We start from the raw sequence: 20,594 nt of genomic DNA, 5'->3' as shown, positions 1-20,594 counted from the left end.
TTCATGACAAAGAAAATTGCAGTATTGGCCGGTGATGGAATCGGTCCGGAAATTGTTGCCGAAGCGGTAAAGGTTTTAAATGCTTTTAAACAGGATGGTTTGGCGATTGAACTTGAATACGGTTTGATTGGTGGTGCTGCCTATGATGAAACTGGTAGTCCACTTCCTGATGAAACCTTGCAGATGGCTAAACATGCAGATGCCATTTTGTTAGGTGCAGTGGGGGGCTATAAATGGGAAGCACTGGATATCAGTGTGCGTCCTGAAAAAGGTTTATTGGGTATTCGTTCACAATTAAACCTTTTTGCTAATTTACGTCCGGCTTTGTTATATCCACAATTAGCAGATGCATCCACCCTGAAACCAGAAGTTGTGGCTGGTCTGGATTTAATGATTGTCCGTGAATTAACTGGCGGGATTTACTTTGGTCAGCCCAGAGGGATCCGTACTCTGGAAAATGGCGAGAAAGAAGGCTACAACACACTGGTGTATCGCGAAAGTGAAATTAATCGCATTGGACGCGTGGCGTTTGATATTGCCCGTAAAAGGCAAAGCCGTGTTTGTTCGGTGGACAAAGCCAATGTATTGGAATGCACGGAATTATGGCGTGAGACGATGACAACATTGTCCAAAGACTATGCCGATGTCGAGCTTAGTCATATGTATGTTGATAATGCAGCAATGCAGCTAGTGCGAGCGCCAAAGCAGTTTGACGTTATGGTGACCACCAATATGTTTGGCGATATTTTGTCAGATTGTGCGTCAATGCTGACCGGTTCGATTGGTATGTTGCCCTCTGCGTCGCTTGATGAAAACGGCAAGGGAATGTATGAACCTATTCACGGTTCAGCCCCTGATATTGCTGGTCAGAACATTGCCAATCCACTGGCAACGATTTTGTCAGCTGCTATGATGTTACGTTATACCCTTGACCAGCCAGCTTTTGCAGATCGTATTGAAAAAGCCGTAAGTAAAGTTCTGGATCAAGGTTTAAGGACAGCAGATATTTTCTCCGCGGGCATGACTCGCGTGACCACTGCTGAAATGGGCGATGCCGTTGTGGCAGCGCTGTAACAAATGAATTTAGGTGGAAATGTGGCTAAACAAATTGATGTTGCTGTTGTAGGTGCTACTGGTGCTGTTGGTGAAACCATGCTGGATATCCTGCATAAGCGGAATTTTCCGGTAGGTAAAGTGTATGCATTGGCCAGTGAGCGTTCAGCTGGCTCAACTGTGCAGTTCGGTAATAAATCGATAATAGTTGAAGATCTGGCCGAGTTTGATTTTTCCAAAGTACAGATTGGCTTATTTTCACCCGGTGCCAGTGTTTCTGAAATCTATGCACCAAAAGCGGCGGCTGCAGGCTGTATTGTTATCGATAACACTTCACAATTTCGTTATGACGATGATGTTCCACTGATCGTGCCCGAGGTGAATCCAGATGCGGTGGTCGGTTATAAAAAACGTGGCATTATCGCCAATCCAAATTGCTCTACCATTCAAATGCTGGTGGCATTAAAACCAATTTACGATGCGGTGGGGATTACTCGTATTAATGTTTGTACCTACCAGGCAGTATCTGGAAGTGGCAAACCTGCAATGGACGAATTGGCTAAGCAAACTGCTGCTTTATTAAATGGTCGTCCCGCAGAGGCTGAAGTCTATCCTAAACAAATTGCTTTTAATGTTATTCCGCAAATTGATGTTTTCATGGATAACGGTTACACCAAAGAAGAAATGAAAATGGTTTGGGAAACTCGTAAAATCATGGGAGACAATACTATTCAGGTCAATCCGACTGCTGTTCGGGTGCCGGTTTTTTATGGACATTCAGAAGCCATCCATATTGAAACTCGTGACAAGATTTCTGCTGAAAAAGCCAAGGAATTGCTATCAGCCTTTGACGGTATAGTGGTCATTGATGAACATAAAGATGGTGGTTATCCAACTGCTGTCACAGATTCTTCTGGCCAGGATCCTGTATATGTAGGACGCATCCGTGAGGATATTTCACATCCAAACGGTTTGAATTTATGGGTCGTCTCAGACAATGTCCGCAAAGGTGCCGCTCTGAACAGTGTGCAAATTGCCGAGCTACTGGTAGAAAAATACCTCTAACATAGCTGAGAGCGTCAAGGAAGGGGAGTTAAATGAAACAGAAAACGTTGACCAGTTTGTCAGTAGTTGCGGCACTTGGTTTCTTAACTCCCTTGCCGGGTTTCGCTTTTGGACTGGGACAGATAACACTGCAATCTGCCATGAATGAACCGTTCAAGGCAGAAATAACCGTTAATGCCCTTCGGGATGATGAACGAGGTAATCTCGAAGTCAGGCTGGCCTCTGTAGAGGATTTCGAGCGTGCAGGCTTGGATCGTAGCTTTTTATTGACGCAACTGAATTTTGAAGTGGTTGAAGAGAGTGATTCCACTCGAATCCTGGTCACCTCAGATATTCCAATCAAAGAGCCTTTTTTGGGATTTTTATTGGCGGCCACTACCGGACAAGGGAAATTACTTCGGGAATATACGGTACTGCTGGATCCACCTAAAGAGCTTTACCGAGGTCGAGAGAGTAGTGTTTCAACACCCTCGTCAGCCACTCTGCAAACTGTTCCGTCTGTGCCACGGTCGACCTTGTCAGTCCAGCCCAGTATTACGGATTACAAAGTTCGCTCACAAGATACCTTATGGAGCATCGCTGAAAGAACCAAACCCTCAGCAGATATTACGATGCAACAGATGATGTTGGGATTACTTAAAGCAAATCCGCGGGCATTTCAACAAAACAATGTGAACAGCCTGTATGCAGACAGCACGCTTAGAATCCCGATAACGGATGAAATTATCCAAATTTCTCCCAATGAAGCAAAGACAATCATCGATCAACAAAATCTTGCCTGGCAAAATCGAAATCGTGCTTTCACACCTGCTCCGACGTTGTCGGCTAATAAAGCAACACCGCCACTGGCAAATAGTATAGCTGCTTCAGATAGTGAAACAGAAGCGATAACTGCTGATGATGCTGGTCAATCCACAGTGGGTGCTGGTGAAAAAAGCGCTGATACTGAAAATGCACGGCTAAAGTTGATTACAGCTAGCGAAAACGACTTGCTGGAAACAGACCCTGAGATAAATGGCGATCCGGATTTACAACGGATTAGTGAGCAATTAACGCTGGCACAGGAAACCATCGAAGCACAAAATCAGGAAAATATTGATTTTAAAAATCGTATGGATGCGTTGGAGCGTCAGCTGGATACCATGCGACGTCTTATTTCGCTCAAAGATGCGGATATGGCAAGATTACAAAGTCTGCTGGAACAAGATGATGCTCAGATGGACCTGGCTACACTGGTTGACGAAGCGAATGCGATTCTGGAAGGCAGCGAGGTTGAAAATAACGCAATCAATACTGCCAATCAAACGGATGTCGATAGTGAATGGCAACCGACTATTATTGATAATGACGAGACAGTTTCAGAATTGGCTTCTCAGAAAAAGGCGACGCTAGAGACTAATGAGGAATTATCCAGAGGGGTTGTCTTAACTGAAACAACTGACGCTGATGAAAGTACGCTTGATTTAGCGATCTCAGAATTAACGGATCAGGAAGATACGTCTGCAACTGACGAAGTTATACCCCAAGATAAAACAGCTTCGGAAGCATTTATCGATACAGCGGATGGTGAGCAAACGAATACCAATCCCGAGGAAAGTAATGATGATGTAGCAGAACTCGAATCAGCTTCAGCTGAGCTAGATGCTGCAATCGATGAAGCTGCTCAGATTCTGGATCTGGACCAACAGCAAATGGACTCACTCTATCAGCGAGTTCAAGCCTTTGTAATAGCACATAAAGTTGAATCATTATTGGCAATTTTATTATTGCTATTGATTATCTGGATGGTTATCCGCCGCGGGCAGCGCGAAGTCAGTTGGGATGATGCCGTCAGTAAAATCAAGAAAAACAAACCGGTTACTCCGGCTGCTGAAACCGGTAGTATGAACATTGTTACCCCTGTAATGAATAGCGTGGAAATCCCTCCTGCCACTGAAAGCAAAGCCCAGTCGGTTGATGAGTTAGTCGCACAAGCCGATATGTTTGTGGGGTATGCAGATTATGTTCAAGCAGGAACTGCCCTTGAACAAGCACATCAACAGGCACCTTACGATAAAGAAGTTGCAGCAAAATTGATGTTTATTTACTACAAACAACAAAAATCTGCAGATTTCATTGCAATACTGAATACTTCTGGAATTGATGAAACCCACCCGCAGTGGCCTGAAATCAGAAGCTGGGGGAACCAGTTACTGCCCCATAATCCACTATTTGCGGAGCCAGTAGAGATCACCGAAGAACAAGACGATATTACTGAGGAAATTGCAGAACAAACGGAAACTGAGTTCAGCGCTGAAGAAGATACCACTTCAGAAGTTGCGATGGATTCTTCAACTGATCCTGAGATTGAGAAATCCGATCATATAGAGTTTAATTTGGATGATTATAAAACGGAAACCGCATATGTCTCGCAGGCTGATGAAATTTATCAGCGTGATGACGAAGACATGTTGCAGTTTGACAGCATTTATGATTCTGCAGAAAAAGAGGCAGAGATTGAACCGGACTCCCCTGTGTTTGCCGAAGACGATGATCTGAGAGTTAATCTGGATGAGGATAATGTACTTCAACCAGACTCTTCTGCACCGGAAATTCTCGAGCTGAGTATTGAAGAAACAGAAGAAGCAAATACCGCAACAGAAGAGCCTGAAGAAATTGTATCGCTTGATTCTCTGGATTCTAATGAATTGGATTTATCGGCGTTTGAAACTGAAGATCAGACTGCCACAGAAACGGATGATGTTATTGAAGATTATCTAAATTTAGATAGTAGTATTGATGATGAAGAGCTGGACTTTGATCTTAGCGACTTTGATTCAATCGATGAAGCTGAAACTAAACTGGATCTGGCAGCAGCGTATTCAGATATGGGTGATCCTGAAGGTGCCAGAGGTATTCTGGAAGAAGTACTTGAACAGGGTACAGATGAACAGAAAAAACGGGCACAAGAGCTGCTCGATGCTTTGTCTTAACGAGTATTGTTGTGAGGTTAGCATTAGGTGTCGAATATGACGGCAGTCAGTTCCATGGTTGGCAGTTTCAGCCCAAACAACGGACTGTGCAAGGTGAATTACAGAAAGCCGTATCATTAGTCGCTAATGCACAAACCGAAGTATTTGCTGCCGGGCGTACAGATACCGGGGTACATGCGTTAAATCAGGTAGTACATTTTGATACTGAGGCAGTTCGAGAGGAACGTAACTGGCTGTTAGGCTTAAATTCCAACCTACCACATGATGTCTGTGTTAAATGGGTCAACCCCGTTTCTGAAGATTTCAATGCCCGTTTCAGCGCAATAAAACGCCGCTATCGTTATTTAATCCTCAATCGTGACAGTCGCTCCAGTGTTCATCATCAACGCATGTGGTGGGTATACAAACCACTTGATGAACATAAAATGCAGCAGGCTGCCAATAGTCTTTTGGGTCAGCATGATTTTTCTGCTTTTCGAGCACAGGAATGTCAGGCCAAAAGTCCGATAAAAACGCTTGATAAATTGATTGTCACACGCCGAGATGATTGTATTGCTGTTGATGTTGAAGCCCGTTCTTTTTTACACCACATGGTGCGTAACCTGATGGGAGTGCTGGTTCCAATTGGCGAAGGAAAAAGACCTGTTGATTGGGCATGGCAAGTTCTGCAAAGCCAGAATCGCAATATGGCTGGCGTTACCGCACCGCCACAGGGTCTTTATCTGACAGATGTGATTTATCCAGATGAATTTTCCTTGCCAACTGTGTCAGGTTTTCCGGTGCTCTGGTAAAGTACTAAGCTAACTTCTGGAAAGCTGACAACCCCAAATGAGAACCCGCGTTAAAATATGTGGCATTACGCGTCGACAAGATGCTGATTTTGCTGTTAAAAGCGGGGTAGATGCTATCGGACTGGTTTTTTATGAACCAAGTCCTCGCGCTGTGACAATGGCACAGGCTGCCGCAATTACTGCGCAGCTACCACCTTTTGTTTCAGTTGTCGGTTTGTTTGTTGATGCGACTCCAGAAAAAGTGCTACAAACGCTTGAACAGGTTCCATTAAGTTTGTTGCAGTTTCATGGCAATGAATCTGCAGAGTATTGTGCTCAATTCAATATGCCTTATATCAAAGCCGTGCGTATGCAGACTGCAACGGATTTAATACAGGCTGCCAATCATTTTTCCGGGGCATCGGCTTTATTGCTGGATAGCTATCAACAAGGTGTGCCGGGGGGAACCGGACAGACCTTTGACTGGTCCATGATTACTGCAGTTAGCAAGCCGTTGATATTAGCGGGTGGTCTGACAACTGAAAATGTTGCAGAAGCTATTCGGCAGGTCTCGCCTTATGCAGTTGATGTGAGTGGCGGTGTAGAAGAGTCGAAAGGACTTAAAAGTAATAATAAAATAAGCGCATTCATGCGAGAGGTGGCAAATGCCTGATATACAGATTGATGACTATTTTAAAAACTACCCGGATGAATTAGGTCATTTTGGACCTTATGGTGGTCGCTTTGTTGGCGAAACCCTGATGGGTGCTATTTATGAGCTGGAAGAAGCTTACAAACAGTATAAAAATGATCCAAACTTCCAAGCTGAAATGGATAAAGATCTGGCCGATTTTGTAGGCCGTCCATCACCTATATATCATGCTGAAAACTGGACAAAAAAACTGGGCGGTGCACAGATCTATCTCAAGCGTGAAGATCTCAACCATACTGGTGCCCACAAGGTTAACAACACGATTGGTCAGGCTCTGCTGGCAAAGCGGATGGGTAAAACCCGTATTATTGCTGAAACAGGTGCGGGACAGCATGGTGTCGCAACCGCTACGGTTGCAGCTCGGTTAGGTATGGAATGTGTGGTTTATATGGGCGCTGAAGATGTTGAGCGCCAGGCGATGAACGTTTACCGGATGAAGCTTTTAGGTGCAGACGTGGTACCAGTTCAGTCCGGTTCAAAAACACTCAAAGATGCACTGAATGAAGCCTTGCGTGACTGGGTCACCAATGTGGATGACACCTTTTATATTATCGGTACGGTTGCTGGCCCACATCCTTATCCAGCAATGGTACGGGACTTTCAATCAGTTATTGGTCGTGAAGCCCGTCAGCAAATGATCAATACCACTGGGAAACTGCCCGATACACTGGTTGCCTGTATCGGTGGTGGGTCGAATGCAATTGGCCTGTTCTACCCATTTATTGAAGATGAATCTGTTGCAATGATTGGCGTTGAAGGTGCTGGTCATGGTCTGCAGACAGGGCAGCACTCAGCTCCGCTGTCTGCCGGAACTCCCGGCGTATTGCACGGCAATCGCACTTACCTGATCCAGGACGCTGCGGGACAAATTACCGAAACCCACTCCATTTCAGCCGGGCTGGACTATCCTGGCGTCGGTCCTGAGCATGCATGGTTGAAAGATATCGGCCGTGCACAATACGTTACAGTCACGGATACCGAGGCGCTTGATGCTTTCCATGAACTGACACGCACTGAAGGCATTATTCCGGCTCTGGAAACCAGCCATGCATTGGCGTATGTTTCAAAATTAGCCCCAACGATGTCAGCGGATCAAAGTATTCTTATTAATGTTTCAGGGCGTGGTGATAAAGACATGCACACGGTTGCAGCCATGGCTGGTCTGAATTTCTGAGGAATATAAAATGAGTCGTATTAAAGAATGTTTTAAAAATCTTCAGGCAGATGGGCAAACTGCTTTAATCCCTTATGTGACGGCAGGTGATCCTGAACCATGGGTAACCGTACCACTGTTACATGCTTTGGTGGATGCCGGTGCCGATATTATCGAACTGGGTGTGCCTTTCTCTGACCCCATGTCGGATGGCCCTGTGATCCAAAAAGCCTGTGAACGGGCATTGAAAAATGATGTCACGCTGGATTCAATTCTGGATATGGTGAAACAGTTCAGAGAGAAAAATAAGCATACGCCAATCGTGCTGATGGGATATGCCAATCCCCTTGAAGCAATGGGTTATGAAAAGTTCGCCAAAAAAGCACAGGCTGTCGGGGTGGATGGGGTGTTGACTGTTGATATGCCTCCGGAAGAGTCTGATGAATTCCTGCGCCTGATGGACGTACATGATATTGATACGATTTTCCTGGTTGCGCCAACAACATCGGCACAGCGTATGCAGAAAATTGCCCAATATGCCAAAGGCTTTATTTATTATGTTTCGATCAAAGGTGTGACGGGTGCTGCCGCATTGGAAATTAATGAAGTAACCGCCAAACTTGAAGAAATTCGTAAATACACTTCGTTACCGGTTGGTGTGGGGTTTGGTATCAGAGATGGCCGCTCAGCCGCAGCTGTCGCGGAAGTGGCTGATGCTGTAGTGGTGGGCAGTACTTTGGTACGTTGCATAGAAGAACATTCCAATCGCCCACAGGAATTACCCGCAGCAGTAGCAAGTCTGTTAGCTGAAATGCGTCATGCAATTAATGCGCGTGATTTAGCCAGCGTCTCGGCCTAATAAGCGATAAGGTGACAAAATGAGTTGGTTTGAAAGATTACTACCGTCGAAAATCCGCACCAGTGGCCGCAGCCGCTCGGTACCTGAAGGTGTCTGGTGCAAATGTCCGGCATGTGACAATGTGCTTTATCGGGCTGAGCTTGAGCGTAATCAGATGGTGTGTCCCAAATGTGATCATCATCAACGGATAAATGCCCGTGATCGACTGAAAAGTTTTCTTGATGAAGAGAATCGCCAGGAAATTGGGACCGAAGTTAAGCCTGTCGACACCCTTAAATTCAAAGACAGTAAACGCTATCGTGATCGTATTACCCAGGCGCAAAAAAATACCGGTGAGAATGATGCATTGTTAGCCATGCAAGGCACGCTTAAAGACCTGCCTGTTGTGGTTGTTGCGTTTGATTTTGGTTTTATGGGGGGCTCAATGGGCTCCGTGGTCGGTGAAAAATTTGTCCGTGCTGCAAAGGTTGCTTTAGCGAAAAAACTGCCGTTGATATGTTTTGCCGCCAGTGGTGGAGCACGCATGCAGGAAGGCCTGTTTTCACTAATGCAAATGGCAAAAACCAGTGCCGTTTTATCACAACTTGAAGAGGCTGGAGTCCCGTTTATTTCGGTGATGACCGATCCTACTATGGGTGGTGTTTCAGCCAGTCTGGCAATGCTGGGTGATGTCAATGTGGCTGAACCTAAAGCCTTAATTGGTTTCGCGGGTCCACGCGTTATCGAACAGACCGTTCGTGAAAAATTACCTGAAGGTTTCCAACGCAGTGAGTTTTTGCTGGAACATGGTGCCATCGACATGATTATTGACCGCCGTGAAATGCGCGATCGTCTGAATAATCTGTTAACCATGATGCAAAATCGTATTGCTGTTTAAACCATAGTTTATGCGATTTAATAGCTTGCCACAGTGGCTGGCATGGCAGGAAAAGCTTCATTTTACTGAGATAGATCCCGGCCTGGATCGGGTTCGTGCTGTCTGGCAGCAGATGTATGACGACAACAAACTGCCTTTTCGGGTGGTGACGGTTGCCGGCACCAACGGTAAAGGCTCTTCTGTTGCGTTATTGGCCTCTATACTCTCAGCTGCCGGCTATCGAACAGCCTGTTACACCTCGCCGCATCTATTGCGTTATAACGAACGCATCGTAGTGGATGGTCAAACAGCAACGGATCAACAGATATGTGAAGCTTTCGAGCGGGTTGATACCGCACGTGGTGACATTTCTCTGAGTTATTTCGAATTTGCCACGCTCGCTGCAGCAGATATTTTCTGTAGACAGAATATTGATATCGCGATTTTGGAAGTGGGTATGGGCGGACGGCTTGATGCGGTGAATCTGTTTGATGCCGATATTGCGTTGATTACGCCGATAGGTCTGGATCATACAGTTTGGCTTGGCGATACCCGGGAAAAGATTGGTATTGAAAAAGCCGGGATAATGCGAGAAAAGAACCCTGTCGTCTGCAGTGAACATTCCCCACCAGTCACCGTTATTGAGATTGCTCAGAAATTAGGCTCGCCAGCGTATATTGCTGGCAAAGACTTCAATGCACAATCCGATAAAAATGTCTGGCACTGGCAAAATGCCGAGTATCAGTTCACGGGATTACCATTGCCGGCTTTATTGGGTTGCTATCAAATTCAGAACAGCGCGGCTGTGCTACAAGTCATCAGCCTGCTGAAAGATTCCGGAATGGAAAAAATCAATGAAACAGCTATCCGTGATGGATTGGCTCACGTCCGACTGGCTGGTCGTTTTCAGATGATTGATGGACCCATTACCCATATTTTTGATGTAACACATAATCAACAGGGTGCTGAAAATCTGGCCAAACTATTAACGGAAATTCCCTGTCATGGCAAAACCCATGCGGTGATTGCCATGTTGCGTGACAAAGACAGTCAAGCGGTTTTTGATGTCTTGATTCCAGTGATAAATAATTGGTTTCTTGGTGGCTTAAATGGAAGCCGGGGGCAGTCTGCAGAAGATTTGGCAACTGGCCTGCAAGGTAAAATTTCCAATGATCGCATTCATACCAGTGAAGTAGTGGAACAGGCCTATGATCTGGCTTTAGCTAATGCTATTGAAGGGGACCGTATCTTAATTTTTGGCTCATTCCACACAGTAGAAGCCATCATGCGGCATATACCAGATTTCATTAATGAACCGTTATCTGCCTCAGCTTGAGGTGTCGTGATACAGGGCCTTAATTTCCTTATCATACCGTTGCTCAACCAGCGCACGTTTAACTTTTAAAGTAGGCGTCAGCAAACCATTTTCAATCGTCCAGGGTTGCAAAGTCAGATGTACTCGCCGAATCCTGGCATAGGCCGGAAATTCAAATAACCACTGTCTGAGTAAGCGCACAAAATGCTGCTGTAAAACTTTTGAGCCAAGACTTTCATTCTGCAAGGGATCCAAACCAAGTTGTTGTGCAATCTGCGGCCAACTTTCGCCATTAATGACCAGTAAAGCGGCCAAATAAGGCTGCCCTTCACCGACCACTAAAGCCTGATCAATCAGGCCATTGCTGACTATGGCGGCCTCAATATCAGCAGGCGGGACTTTTTCGCCATTATTGAGCACCAGAATATCTTTGATTCGGCCAACAATATAAATATGTCCGCTTTCGCTGATGTGGGCTTTATCACCGGTATGCAGCCAGCCATCAGCATCAATAGTCTGTGCCGTGGCTTTGTGATTATTCCAATAGCCCAGCATATTGCCCGGACCTTTTACCTCAAGCTCTTCATCCTTGCCGATACGAACTTCTACACCCTGAATAGCGCGACCTACGCTGGCCGGATCATTGCTGGAAGGTTCATTAACACTAATCACTGGGCTGGTCTCAGTCAGGCCATAACCTTGTAGCAACACTAAATCCAGTCCAATAAACATTTTAGCGGCGTGGACGGGTAAAGCAGCGCCACCACTGACAGCTAAACGCAGTTTGCCGCCCAGACGCTGATGAAATTTGGTCACAACCAGTTTATACAGCAATGGCCATAACAGCAGAGAAGGCGACCAATATTTCCGACCCTGTTGGTACTGAAAGCGTTTCCAGCCGACCTCCACCGCCAGTTTGAAGATCCGACGTTTAAGCCAGCTGCCTTCAGCAAGTTGTTTATGAACTCGATCATAAATCCGTTCAAAAATCCTGGGCACAGCAATCATGATGGTGGGTTGAACTTGTCGCATGTCGTCAGCAAGCAGGGGAATGCTACGAGAGAAGACTACTTTTGAACCAGCCATCATCGGCAAATAATAGCCGCCAGTTCGCTCCAAAGTGTGCGACAGCGGTAAAAAGGACAAGAAAACATCATCAGGCAGGATTTCAAAAAACTGCAACGAACCATAGGCAACCGACAACATATTATGATGGCTGAGCATAACCCCTTTAGAACGGCCAGTGGTGCCAGAAGTATAGATAATCGATGCCAATTGTTCAGGTGCACAGTGGGGTAGATTCAACTCAGCAGCAGAGGCTGTATCAAGCCAGTTCTGCAGCGATGTCATGGATGATTCGTTATCTGTTATCGATTCATCATGGAACAGGACTATCCGTTTAACAGCGTGTTCTTCGGGTAATACGGCTTTAATGGCTGACCATTGTCTGAGACTGTTCACCAGCAGTAAACGTACATCAGCATCCTGTAATATATATGCAACGTTATCCGGTCGGTCATCGGGGTAAAGTGGCACCACTATCAGCCCCAGACTTAAGGCTGCCAGATCGAAAAATATCCACTCTTTGCTATTACGTAAATTGATTGCAACCCGATCACCTTTACGCAGATTTTCCTGCTGCAGCGCTTGTTGCCAATGGGTTATTTCATCAGCAACCTGTTGCCAAGTTAAGCTTTCCCAGCTTTTCTTATCATTATCAAAAAAGCCATAGGCGTCTTTATCAGGACTTCTTTTTATCCGTTCACAAGCTAAGCCATACAGCGTTTGGGCCTGATCCGGAGAAATGTAATCATGAGCAGCAGACATGATTAATCAAAGAGCCACCGTAGTTGAACGCCGACGATATCGACAGAACTTTTATATTTACCGGATAATTCATATGTTTGAGTGCCACTTGTGAATGTATCCTCAATGCTGCTGTCTTTCATAAATATATGAGTATAGGCGGCATCCAAAATTATATTATCGCTATAGTGATAACTTGCCCCCAATGCTAACCAGGTACGATCACTGTCCGGAATTCGAGGAGTTCGACGTTGCGCATTGGGAATCGGTGTTTCATCATAGGCGACGCCCGCCCGCCAGGACCATCGGTCATTAGCTTTATATTCCACGCCCAGCCCGTAACGCATAGAGTTTTCCCAGTCTTCTTCTTTAAGCGTATTTAGCCTGGAAACGTCAGAATTAATTTGCAACTCTTCAAAACGGCTCCATCGAGTCCAACTGGCATCGGCCATAACCGACCATTGTGAATTTAATTGGTGAACCAGAGCGATTGATGCCGATTCAGGCAAGGTTACCCGGCCGCCAACATTTCCATCCTGAAAGCCAGCGGCTGTTGCTTGAGTATTCACATTTTCCGGTATGCGAAATTCACCTTCACCGGTTAAATCATGCGTTATTTTTGAACGATAACTTAAGCCCATGCGTGTTGCTTCAGTAAACTGATAGGTCATACCCAGGTTATAACCCCAGCTCCAGTCATCGGCAGTGACTTTTACCCGTCCATCGTTGCCTTGGGAGTTACCTAGAAAAGAACCAAAGTTAGCTGCCTGGGAGAGTTCCAGATCGATATATTGCAGATTTACGCCAAAGCCCAATGATAGTTTTTCAGTCACTTTAAAAGCAATGCTGGGATTAATATTAAGCGTAAGCAGATCCGAACGAATCGCATGATAACGCCCCTGCCAACTATCGCCATAGTCAGTCACCAGCCCGAAGGGCGCGCCAACACCAATACCTACGACAGTCTTGTCATTTAACGGATGGGCATAATAAAAATTTGGAACTGCTGCCAGTTCACCGGCATTACTGCCATCACCCCCCGTTAATGGTGTGCCATTGACATTAGAACCGCGATCAGAGAATTCTGCTCGGGGTGCGATCAGATTGAGCCCCATATTCATTTCTTTACGGGATAAATTTGTCATGCCAGCCGGATTAAAAAAAATAGTGCTGGCATCATCCGCCACTGCAGCACTGCCTGAAAAGGCTCGTCCCAACCCCGTAATGCTTTGTTCTATCAGGGCATAACCCGCTGCGGCTGCAGAATTACTGGCTGCCCCAAATAAAAGATAAAAACCAAATTGGGTTGTTCGGGACATGGTCATAGCAGCGTTACCTGGTAAGAGTTTTTGAATTAAGGAGCAAAACTAGCTCAAGCATGCAAATGAAGCAAGTTTGTAATAATTAACGACGCTGAAAAAGTAAATCCCAAACCCCATGTCCCAAGCGATGGCCGCGTTGTTCAAACTTGGTTAATGGCCGGTAGTCAGGCCGGGCAATATAATCACCAGCATCACTGGTATTAATAAAATTCTTACTTGAAGACAGATCCTGCAACATTTGTTCTGCATAATCCTGCCAGTCTGTTGCCATATGCAGAAAACCACCCGACCGAATTTTTTGTGCCAGAACGTCAACAAAAGCTGGCTGAATAATTCGGCGTTTATGGTGACGTTTTTTATGCCAGGGATCAGGGAAGTAAAGTTGAACACGTTGCAGAACATTATCGGCAATCTGGTTTTTGAGCAACTCCACAGCATCAGTGCAAGCTACACGGAGGTTCGTCAGGTTATTCTCTTCGATAGCTTTTAATAATTGGCCCACACCAGGACGGTGCACTTCCACACCAATAAAGTTGTACTCAGGTTGCTGAATGGCCATTTTGATCAAAGACGCGCCATTACCAAATCCGATTTCAAAGACCACTGGAGCATGGCGTCCAAATAGCGTTTGCATATCGATGGGTTGACCATCTGCTTCAATACCAAATTTTGGCCATAAAAAATCCAGCGATTTTTGTTGACCGGGCGTTAATCGTCCCTCGCGTTTAACAAAGCTTTTTACCTGACGGAGGCGTTTACCTTCAGTCATTTAACTCACCTTTAATTGAGTAACAACACATCGATCTGTCGATGAAAATAGCGTCACATCATACCCAAGCGCTATTGGAAAATCCTCATGACAGCGTCTTTTGCTGTCGAAGTTTGCAAAAAATAATGATTTGAATACCACCATTTTGCAGAAGTTATGACTGGAAAGTTGTCACAAAATCAGAAAATTATTGAAGAGCCAATCCTGCATTTTTCTGCGACTGTTGCGGTATGATGACTGAAAAAATAAAAATATTTATCCAGGTAGGGATATGAGATATGCCCAGAAACAGTGCGTAAAAGAGTGATAAGGACTATAATGCATCGTCTGTATATTAGTTCTGATGGATTATCGCTGCTGCAATCAAGCGGCCTCAAATCCCGCTACTTCGATAGTACAAGTAAACGAAAAAGAGACTTAACTTTATGGTTCATCCAGTTTTAGACTCGCTCACCAACGAAGTGATCGAAAGAAGTAAAAAAACCCGTACGGCTTATCTTGCTCGTGTTGACGAAGCTGCAGGGCAGGGTCCTCATCGTCTGACGCTTGGCTGTGGTAATCTGGCTCACGGTTTTGCTGCTTGTGCAGCAACTGAAAAAAGCGATCTGGCTGGTGACAAAAAAGCCAATATTGGCATTATTTCAGCCTACAATGACATGCTGTCAGCACACCAACCATACAAGGATTTTCCACCTTTAATTAAAGAAGCCGCTAAGGAAGCGGGCGGGGTAGCTCAGTTTGCCGGCGGCGTCCCAGCCATGTGTGATGGTATTACGCAGGGCTATCCCGGTATGGACTTATCATTGTTCAGCCGCGACGTAATTGCCATGGCCACAGCAGTGGGCCTCAGTCACAACATGTTTGATGCGGCAATGATGCTGGGTGTCTGTGACAAGATCGTACCTGGCTTGTTAATTGGTGCGTTGAGTTTTGGTCATTTACCGACTATTTTTGTGCCTGCTGGCCCGATGCCAAGTGGTCTGCCGAATAAAGAAAAAGTTCGTATCCGCCAATTGTTTGCTGAAGGCAAAGTAGGTCGCGAAGAACTGCTTAAAGCAGAGTCAGAGTCCTACCATAGTCCCGGTACTTGCACTTTCTATGGTACGGCCAACAGCAACCAGATGATGGTTGAAATCATGGGGCTGCATTTGCCGGGTGGAACGTTTATCAATCCTAATACCCCGTTACGTGATGAATTAACAAAAGAAGCAGCGCGCCAGGTATTGAAATTTACTGCGCTGGGTAATGATTACCGTCCGATTGGTCATATGATTGATGAAAAGGCGATTTTAAATGCCATTATTGGTCTGTTGGCAACGGGTGGTTCAACTAACCACACCATGCATATTGTTGCTGTGGCCCGGGCAGCCGGTATCTTAATTAACTGGGACGATTTTGATCGTCTGTCGCAAATCATTCCTTTATTAAGCCGTGTCTATCCAAACGGCAGTGCCGATGTGAATCACTTCCAGGCCGCTGGTGGCATGGGCGTGTTAATTCAGGAATTATTATCTCAGGGCTTGTTACACGAAGACATCATTACGGTCGGTAATGAAAAAGGCTTGAAACAATACAGTCAGGAGCCAAAAATCATTGATGGCAAACTGATTTGGCAGGAAGGTCCTAAAGAATCTCTGGATAAAGACGTTATTGGCACGGTTGAACAACCATTTGCCAAATCAGGTGGTGTACATCTGATTAAAGGTAATCTGGGACGTGGTGTATCGAAAGTTTCTGCGGTAGATGTTGAACATCGTGTTGTAGAGGCGCCTGCTTTGGTTTTTGACGATCAGGACGATGCGGTTGCTGCCTTCAAAAATGGCGAACTGGAAAGAGACGTTATCGTGGTGTTACGCTTCCAGGGACCAAAATCCAATGGTATGCCGGAACTGCATAAACTCAGTTCACCGCTGGGCGTATTACAGGATCGTGGATTTAAAGTGGCGTTGGTCACTGACGGCCGTATGTCTGGTGCGTCGGGTAAAGTGCCATCTGCCATTCAAATGTGTCCTGAATCTGCAGAAGGTGGTCCGCTGACCCGAATCAAAGATGGCGATATTATTCATCTCGATACCGAAAGAGGCATTATGAACGTGCTGGTAGATGATGAAGAGTTTAACGCCCGCCTGTCTTGCATGATGGCCAATACTGAACATCATTACGGCAGCGGTCGTGAATTGTTTGACAGTTTCCGGGCAGGCGTTTCTTCAGCTGAAGAAGGCGCTATCAATATGTTCAACGTTGAATAATCTTCACCAGAATTAGGGATATCTATTTTTTATGAGCAAAACGATTCACGAAATTATGCAAGTCTCACCGATTGTCCCGGTGATGGTTATTAATAATGTTGAACATGCGGTGCCATTGGCCAATGCGTTGGTCAAAGGCGGTCTGAAAGTATTGGAAATCACGCTGCGTACTGATGCAGCGCTGGAATCCATCCGTCGTATCAAAGCTGAAGTGCCAGATGCGATTGTCGGTGCAGGGACCATTATCAACATTGAAACGTTAAATGCAGCGATTGATGCGGGTGCAGAATTTATTGTCAGTCCTGGTACCACAGACACCTTGATTGAAGCGGCATTAAAAACCGGTGTGCCTTTATTACCGGGCGTAGCCAACCCTAGTGAAGCCATGCGCTTGTTAGAGCGTGGTATTACCGCAATGAAATTCTTCCCGGCTGAAGCGGCTGGTGGCGTACCCATGCTGAAATCAATTGGTGCACCAATTCCACAAATTCTGTTCTGCCCAACCGGCGGTGTTAGTCAGAAAAATGTGAAAAACTACTACAGCTTACCTAACGTAGGTTGCGTAGGTGGTTCATGGATGTGCGCAGCGAATCTGGTAGAAGCGGAAAACTGGGATGAAATTACCCGTTTAGCGGCTGAAGCCATTGAGCTTGCTACTAACTAAAAGCAACTGGATTTAGTTAGATTAAAACCGGGCTGGTTTATCCGCCCGGTTTTTTTATGTTCTTAAATCACAATGCCGCGTTCCAGCCAGTCCTCTATCAACTGTTTTGCCCCCAGTGACACCACTTCGGGGTTAGGATGCTGCAACACCTCAGCAATCGCTTCAGCGGCTTGCTGGCCAGTCTGACCTTCATCTAATAGATCAAGTAACCGTGCACTAACGGGATTAAGCTCAATAAACTTCACCTGATCATCAGCATTTCGATATAACAACAGAAAAAACGGCGTTTCGGCAGCTTTATCAGGCAGATTATCCGGCGCGATTTGATGCACGGGGTAATCATAGGCAAAGGTCCAGCTTAGGGGAGAGCGTTGCAGAGAGAGTTGCAAGATATCTTGCTGTTCACTCACTTCACGCTTCACAAAATCCGCATTGGCAATTCCGAGCGCCAACTCAGCCCATTCGTAATGGGCGAGCTCAGCAATAAAAGGCATGGTTTGATACTGCTGCGGATGTTCTTCGAGATAGTGAACAAACTCGCGGGCAATATCATTAAATAAGGGCGAACTGCACCGATGCTCACGAATAAAATCACGTGCCAGTTGATGCCAGGCCGTTTCCCCCAGAATTTGCTTCAATACCGGACAGGCCGTACTTAAGAAGCTTTCAATATTGTTATAAATCAGTCGCTGATAAATCGCCATGCGCCGCGATTCAACATCGGCAGGCTCGGGAACAGAACTCGGATCACGCAGATGGGCGGTGAATTGCTGTTGGGTAGTTTTAAAATCAGGCGCTTGCTGCATGTTCAGATCGATATTGTGATTGGATATATCGAATGTGGCCGACTTCATCAAACAATGTACTGAGATCGGGGATATTAAAATCTCGTTCCAGCAATGTCGGAATCACCCCATGTTGCTGGTAAGTGTGTTCCAGCAACCGCCAAACTGGATCAATTACATCTGCGCCATGGGTATCGATAATGAGATCTTCGGCTTCATTATAGTGACCGGCAATATGCATGTAAGCGATACGTTTACTGTTAATCGCGTCAATATAAGCTTTAGCGTCATAACCGTGATTAATACTGTTTACGTAGACGTTATTCACATCAAGTAACAACTCACAATCGGCTTTTTCCAATATCGCATTGATAAATTCAATTTCGTCTATCTGCCGACCCGGTGCCGCGTAGTATGAGACATTCTCGATAATCAGTCGGCGTTGCAGAATATCCTGAACCCGAAGAATGCGTTCTGCGACATGCTCGACAGCTTCGTCAGTGAACGGTATGGGCATCAAATCGTAAAGGTGACCCTCATCACTGCAATAGCTCAGATGCTCACTATAGAGTCGAACCTGATGCTGATCCAGAAAGTGTTTAATACGTTTAACAAACGCTTCATCCAGCGGAGCAGGGCTGCCAAGTGATAACGAAAGACCATGACACAGCATCGGAAAGTGTTCGCTGAATGCCTGCAGTTTTTTGCCCAGCCGACCACCCATTTCCATCCAGTTTTCCGGTGCGACCTCAATAAAGTCGATAGGCGGGTGATCCAGCTGCATGATTTCATCAATGAAACTGCGTCTTAAACCCAGACCAGCTCCATTAACTGCATAACCTTGTTTTCTCATGCTGAAACTCTTATTAATTGCAGTAATTAAAAAGATGCATCTATGGGCTGATTGTTACAAATAAATTCCCAACTGCTCTTTTAGGGCGCCTCAGGAATCTCAAACATCGCACGATCAACACCAACATTTCCGGTTTTAGCATCGTATAAATAGACTACAGCTTTATAGTGGCCAGGCTCAGTGATAGTAGTTTTACCGCTGAACATTCCAGTCGGGCCGGTAAAATCCAGAGCGACTTCATCAATGGTTTTCTCGTCACGCATCAGAATAGCTTTGGCTTCATAATTATCTGCCTGCCAATGGCCGTCTTTGGTGATAGGGCAACCGCACAGCAATGAAGCTTTGGTATAAATATCTACCTGACCATTCTCCAGAACCCGGGTCCAGGCATCCACAATAAAGCCGGTCAAGGTAATGATAATGCCATCACCCAGAATATCCTTTCCAGGCACCACCCAACTGGTCACGCTGGCTTCCTGATAGGCCTGCTGATAACCATAAGGGCCGATTAATTTGAAGCGCAGTAATCTTGGCGCATCAATATCCACTTTCGCTAAAAAACCGGCAGTTTTATCATCAGTCTGTCGTTCGCCACGTTTTAACGGATTTTCGATAAGCACAGCGGTATCGCCAGTGCCACCGTTAATCCATCCTTCATCGAGAATTTCACCTGTTTCAGCATCTTCAACGATAGCGCGGATACCGCCGACACTGGTGCCAATAAATTTCGAATCAACCGCTTTCGCTCTCACCATGATCTCTGTTTCAGCAGCGATAGCTGACAGGCTGACCATCATTAGCGCAATAATTACCCAAAAGCGTGTGTACATATCTTTCCCCCTCCAGACCTGTGTTATTTAATCAATCAGCATCATTCGATGCCGCAGACCATGCATCATAGCCCCCAATCATTGAATAGACATTGGTAAAACCAAGCTGCTGCAACGTTGCCGTCGCCAATGCACTTCTACCACCGGATTTGCAATACACCACGATAGGACGCGTTTTATCCTGAAAATCCGGATGTGTTTCTACTGAAAACTCAAGCATGCCGCGTGGAATATGTCTGGCATCAGCGATATGACCCTTAGCGAACTCTTCAGGCTCACGTACATCCAGAGCAATGCTGTCATCATCCAGCATTTGCTGTGACTGAGAAACACTGATTTGCTGTATGGATGCCTTTGCTGCCTGTACCAGATCCGATGCTGTTTTTGCCATGCGATACTCCTGAATGATTTAAATCTGTGACCATAGTAATCATTAATAGTTGTCAAAGAAACCAATTGCTTGATAACCCAATTGAGGGTTGCGCTGTTACAATGTTTTTTCTTTAATTTTGTAACTTAGCTGAACCAACATCTGCCAAAGCCATAATGCTTTTATGACCT

Annotated in this window: 18 protein-coding genes; 11 read left to right on the top strand and 7 right to left on the bottom strand. The window is 45.6% G+C overall.

The features are described from left to right. Positions 1-3: 3 nt before the first annotated feature. The 9 genes from leuB to folC are packed head-to-tail and all read left to right on the top strand — an operon-like array spanning position 4 to position 10,776. Positions 4-1,074, top strand: a complete 1,071-nt coding sequence (gene leuB, locus Q7A_RS10730) for a 3-isopropylmalate dehydrogenase (RefSeq protein WP_014707382.1) — start codon at positions 4-6, stop codon at positions 1,072-1,074. 21 nt (positions 1,075-1,095) lie between these two features. Beyond that, positions 1,096-2,118, top strand: coding sequence for an aspartate-semialdehyde dehydrogenase (locus Q7A_RS10725; protein ID WP_041355167.1), 1,023 nt, complete (start codon positions 1,096-1,098; stop codon positions 2,116-2,118). Between the two features lie 32 nt (positions 2,119-2,150). Then, complete coding sequence (locus tag Q7A_RS10720; RefSeq protein ID WP_014707380.1) at positions 2,151-5,090, top strand: FimV/HubP family polar landmark protein; 2,940 nt, start codon at positions 2,151-2,153, stop codon at positions 5,088-5,090. Between the two features lie 11 nt (positions 5,091-5,101). Then, positions 5,102-5,881 (top strand): tRNA pseudouridine(38-40) synthase TruA, encoded by a 780-nt coding sequence (truA, locus tag Q7A_RS10715; protein ID WP_014707379.1) that lies wholly within the window; start codon positions 5,102-5,104, stop codon positions 5,879-5,881. Between the two features lie 37 nt (positions 5,882-5,918). Beyond that, positions 5,919-6,533, top strand: a complete 615-nt coding sequence (locus Q7A_RS10710; protein ID WP_089418532.1) for a phosphoribosylanthranilate isomerase — start codon at positions 5,919-5,921, stop codon at positions 6,531-6,533. Further along, the gene (gene trpB / locus Q7A_RS10705) at positions 6,526-7,746 is read left to right on the top strand and encodes a tryptophan synthase subunit beta (RefSeq protein WP_014707376.1); all 1,221 of its coding nucleotides are present in this window, start codon (positions 6,526-6,528) and stop codon (positions 7,744-7,746) included. The genes Q7A_RS10710 and trpB overlap by 8 nt, the downstream gene beginning before the upstream one ends. A 10-nt stretch (positions 7,747-7,756) precedes the next feature. Further along, positions 7,757-8,584, top strand: coding sequence for a tryptophan synthase subunit alpha (trpA, locus tag Q7A_RS10700; RefSeq protein ID WP_014707375.1), 828 nt, complete (start codon positions 7,757-7,759; stop codon positions 8,582-8,584). 19 nt (positions 8,585-8,603) lie between these two features. Continuing rightward, positions 8,604-9,461 (top strand): acetyl-CoA carboxylase, carboxyltransferase subunit beta, encoded by an 858-nt coding sequence (accD, locus tag Q7A_RS10695; protein WP_014707374.1) that lies wholly within the window; start codon positions 8,604-8,606, stop codon positions 9,459-9,461. Positions 9,462-9,471: 10 nt separating this feature from the next. After that, positions 9,472-10,776, top strand: a complete 1,305-nt coding sequence (gene folC, locus Q7A_RS10690) for a bifunctional tetrahydrofolate synthase/dihydrofolate synthase (protein ID WP_014707373.1) — start codon at positions 9,472-9,474, stop codon at positions 10,774-10,776. Here the strand turns inward: folC and Q7A_RS10685 are convergent. From Q7A_RS10685 to trmB, 3 genes are all read right to left on the bottom strand, one after another. Next, positions 10,768-12,582 (bottom strand): AMP-dependent synthetase/ligase, encoded by a 1,815-nt coding sequence (locus tag Q7A_RS10685; protein ID WP_014707372.1) that lies wholly within the window; start codon positions 12,580-12,582, stop codon positions 10,768-10,770. The two genes, folC and Q7A_RS10685, sit on opposite strands and share 9 nt — an antisense overlap. A 2-nt stretch (positions 12,583-12,584) precedes the next feature. Beyond that, complete coding sequence (locus Q7A_RS10680; RefSeq protein WP_014707371.1) at positions 12,585-13,886, bottom strand: OmpP1/FadL family transporter; 1,302 nt, start codon at positions 13,884-13,886, stop codon at positions 12,585-12,587. A 79-nt stretch (positions 13,887-13,965) separates the two neighbouring features. Then, positions 13,966-14,652 (bottom strand): tRNA (guanosine(46)-N7)-methyltransferase TrmB, encoded by a 687-nt coding sequence (gene trmB, locus Q7A_RS10675; RefSeq protein WP_014707370.1) that lies wholly within the window; start codon positions 14,650-14,652, stop codon positions 13,966-13,968. Positions 14,653-15,077: 425 nt separating this feature from the next. On the opposite strand from trmB, the gene edd reads away from it, so the two are divergent. After that, complete coding sequence (edd, locus tag Q7A_RS10670; RefSeq protein ID WP_014707369.1) at positions 15,078-16,901, top strand: phosphogluconate dehydratase; 1,824 nt, start codon at positions 15,078-15,080, stop codon at positions 16,899-16,901. 31 nt (positions 16,902-16,932) lie between these two features. Further along, positions 16,933-17,565, top strand: a complete 633-nt coding sequence (locus Q7A_RS10665; RefSeq protein WP_014707368.1) for a bifunctional 4-hydroxy-2-oxoglutarate aldolase/2-dehydro-3-deoxy-phosphogluconate aldolase — start codon at positions 16,933-16,935, stop codon at positions 17,563-17,565. A 62-nt stretch (positions 17,566-17,627) separates the two neighbouring features. Here Q7A_RS10665 and Q7A_RS10660 read toward each other — a convergent pair whose 3' ends face one another. The 4 genes from Q7A_RS10660 to Q7A_RS10645 all read right to left on the bottom strand — a co-directional run bounded on the left by Q7A_RS10660 (position 17,628) and on the right by Q7A_RS10645 (position 20,424). Next, positions 17,628-18,371 (bottom strand): HvfC family RiPP maturation protein, encoded by a 744-nt coding sequence (locus Q7A_RS10660; RefSeq protein ID WP_014707367.1) that lies wholly within the window; start codon positions 18,369-18,371, stop codon positions 17,628-17,630. After that, complete coding sequence (locus tag Q7A_RS10655) at positions 18,355-19,203, bottom strand: HvfB family MNIO-type RiPP peptide maturase (RefSeq protein ID WP_014707366.1); 849 nt, start codon at positions 19,201-19,203, stop codon at positions 18,355-18,357. The genes Q7A_RS10660 and Q7A_RS10655 overlap by 17 nt, the downstream gene beginning before the upstream one ends. 80 nt (positions 19,204-19,283) lie before the next feature. Further along, positions 19,284-20,033, bottom strand: coding sequence for a hypothetical protein (locus tag Q7A_RS10650; RefSeq protein ID WP_041354557.1), 750 nt, complete (start codon positions 20,031-20,033; stop codon positions 19,284-19,286). A gap of 31 nt (positions 20,034-20,064) precedes the next feature. Next, the gene (locus tag Q7A_RS10645; RefSeq protein WP_014707364.1) at positions 20,065-20,424 is read right to left on the bottom strand and encodes a rhodanese-like domain-containing protein; all 360 of its coding nucleotides are present in this window, start codon (positions 20,422-20,424) and stop codon (positions 20,065-20,067) included. Positions 20,425-20,594 lie beyond the last annotated feature (170 nt).

The organism is Methylophaga nitratireducenticrescens, assembly GCF_000260985.4.
Taxonomy (GTDB): domain Bacteria; phylum Pseudomonadota; class Gammaproteobacteria; order Nitrosococcales; family Methylophagaceae; genus Methylophaga; species Methylophaga nitratireducenticrescens.
The sequence above is the reverse complement of the archived record's forward strand: the minus strand, read 5'-3'. Positions and strand labels throughout refer to the sequence as shown.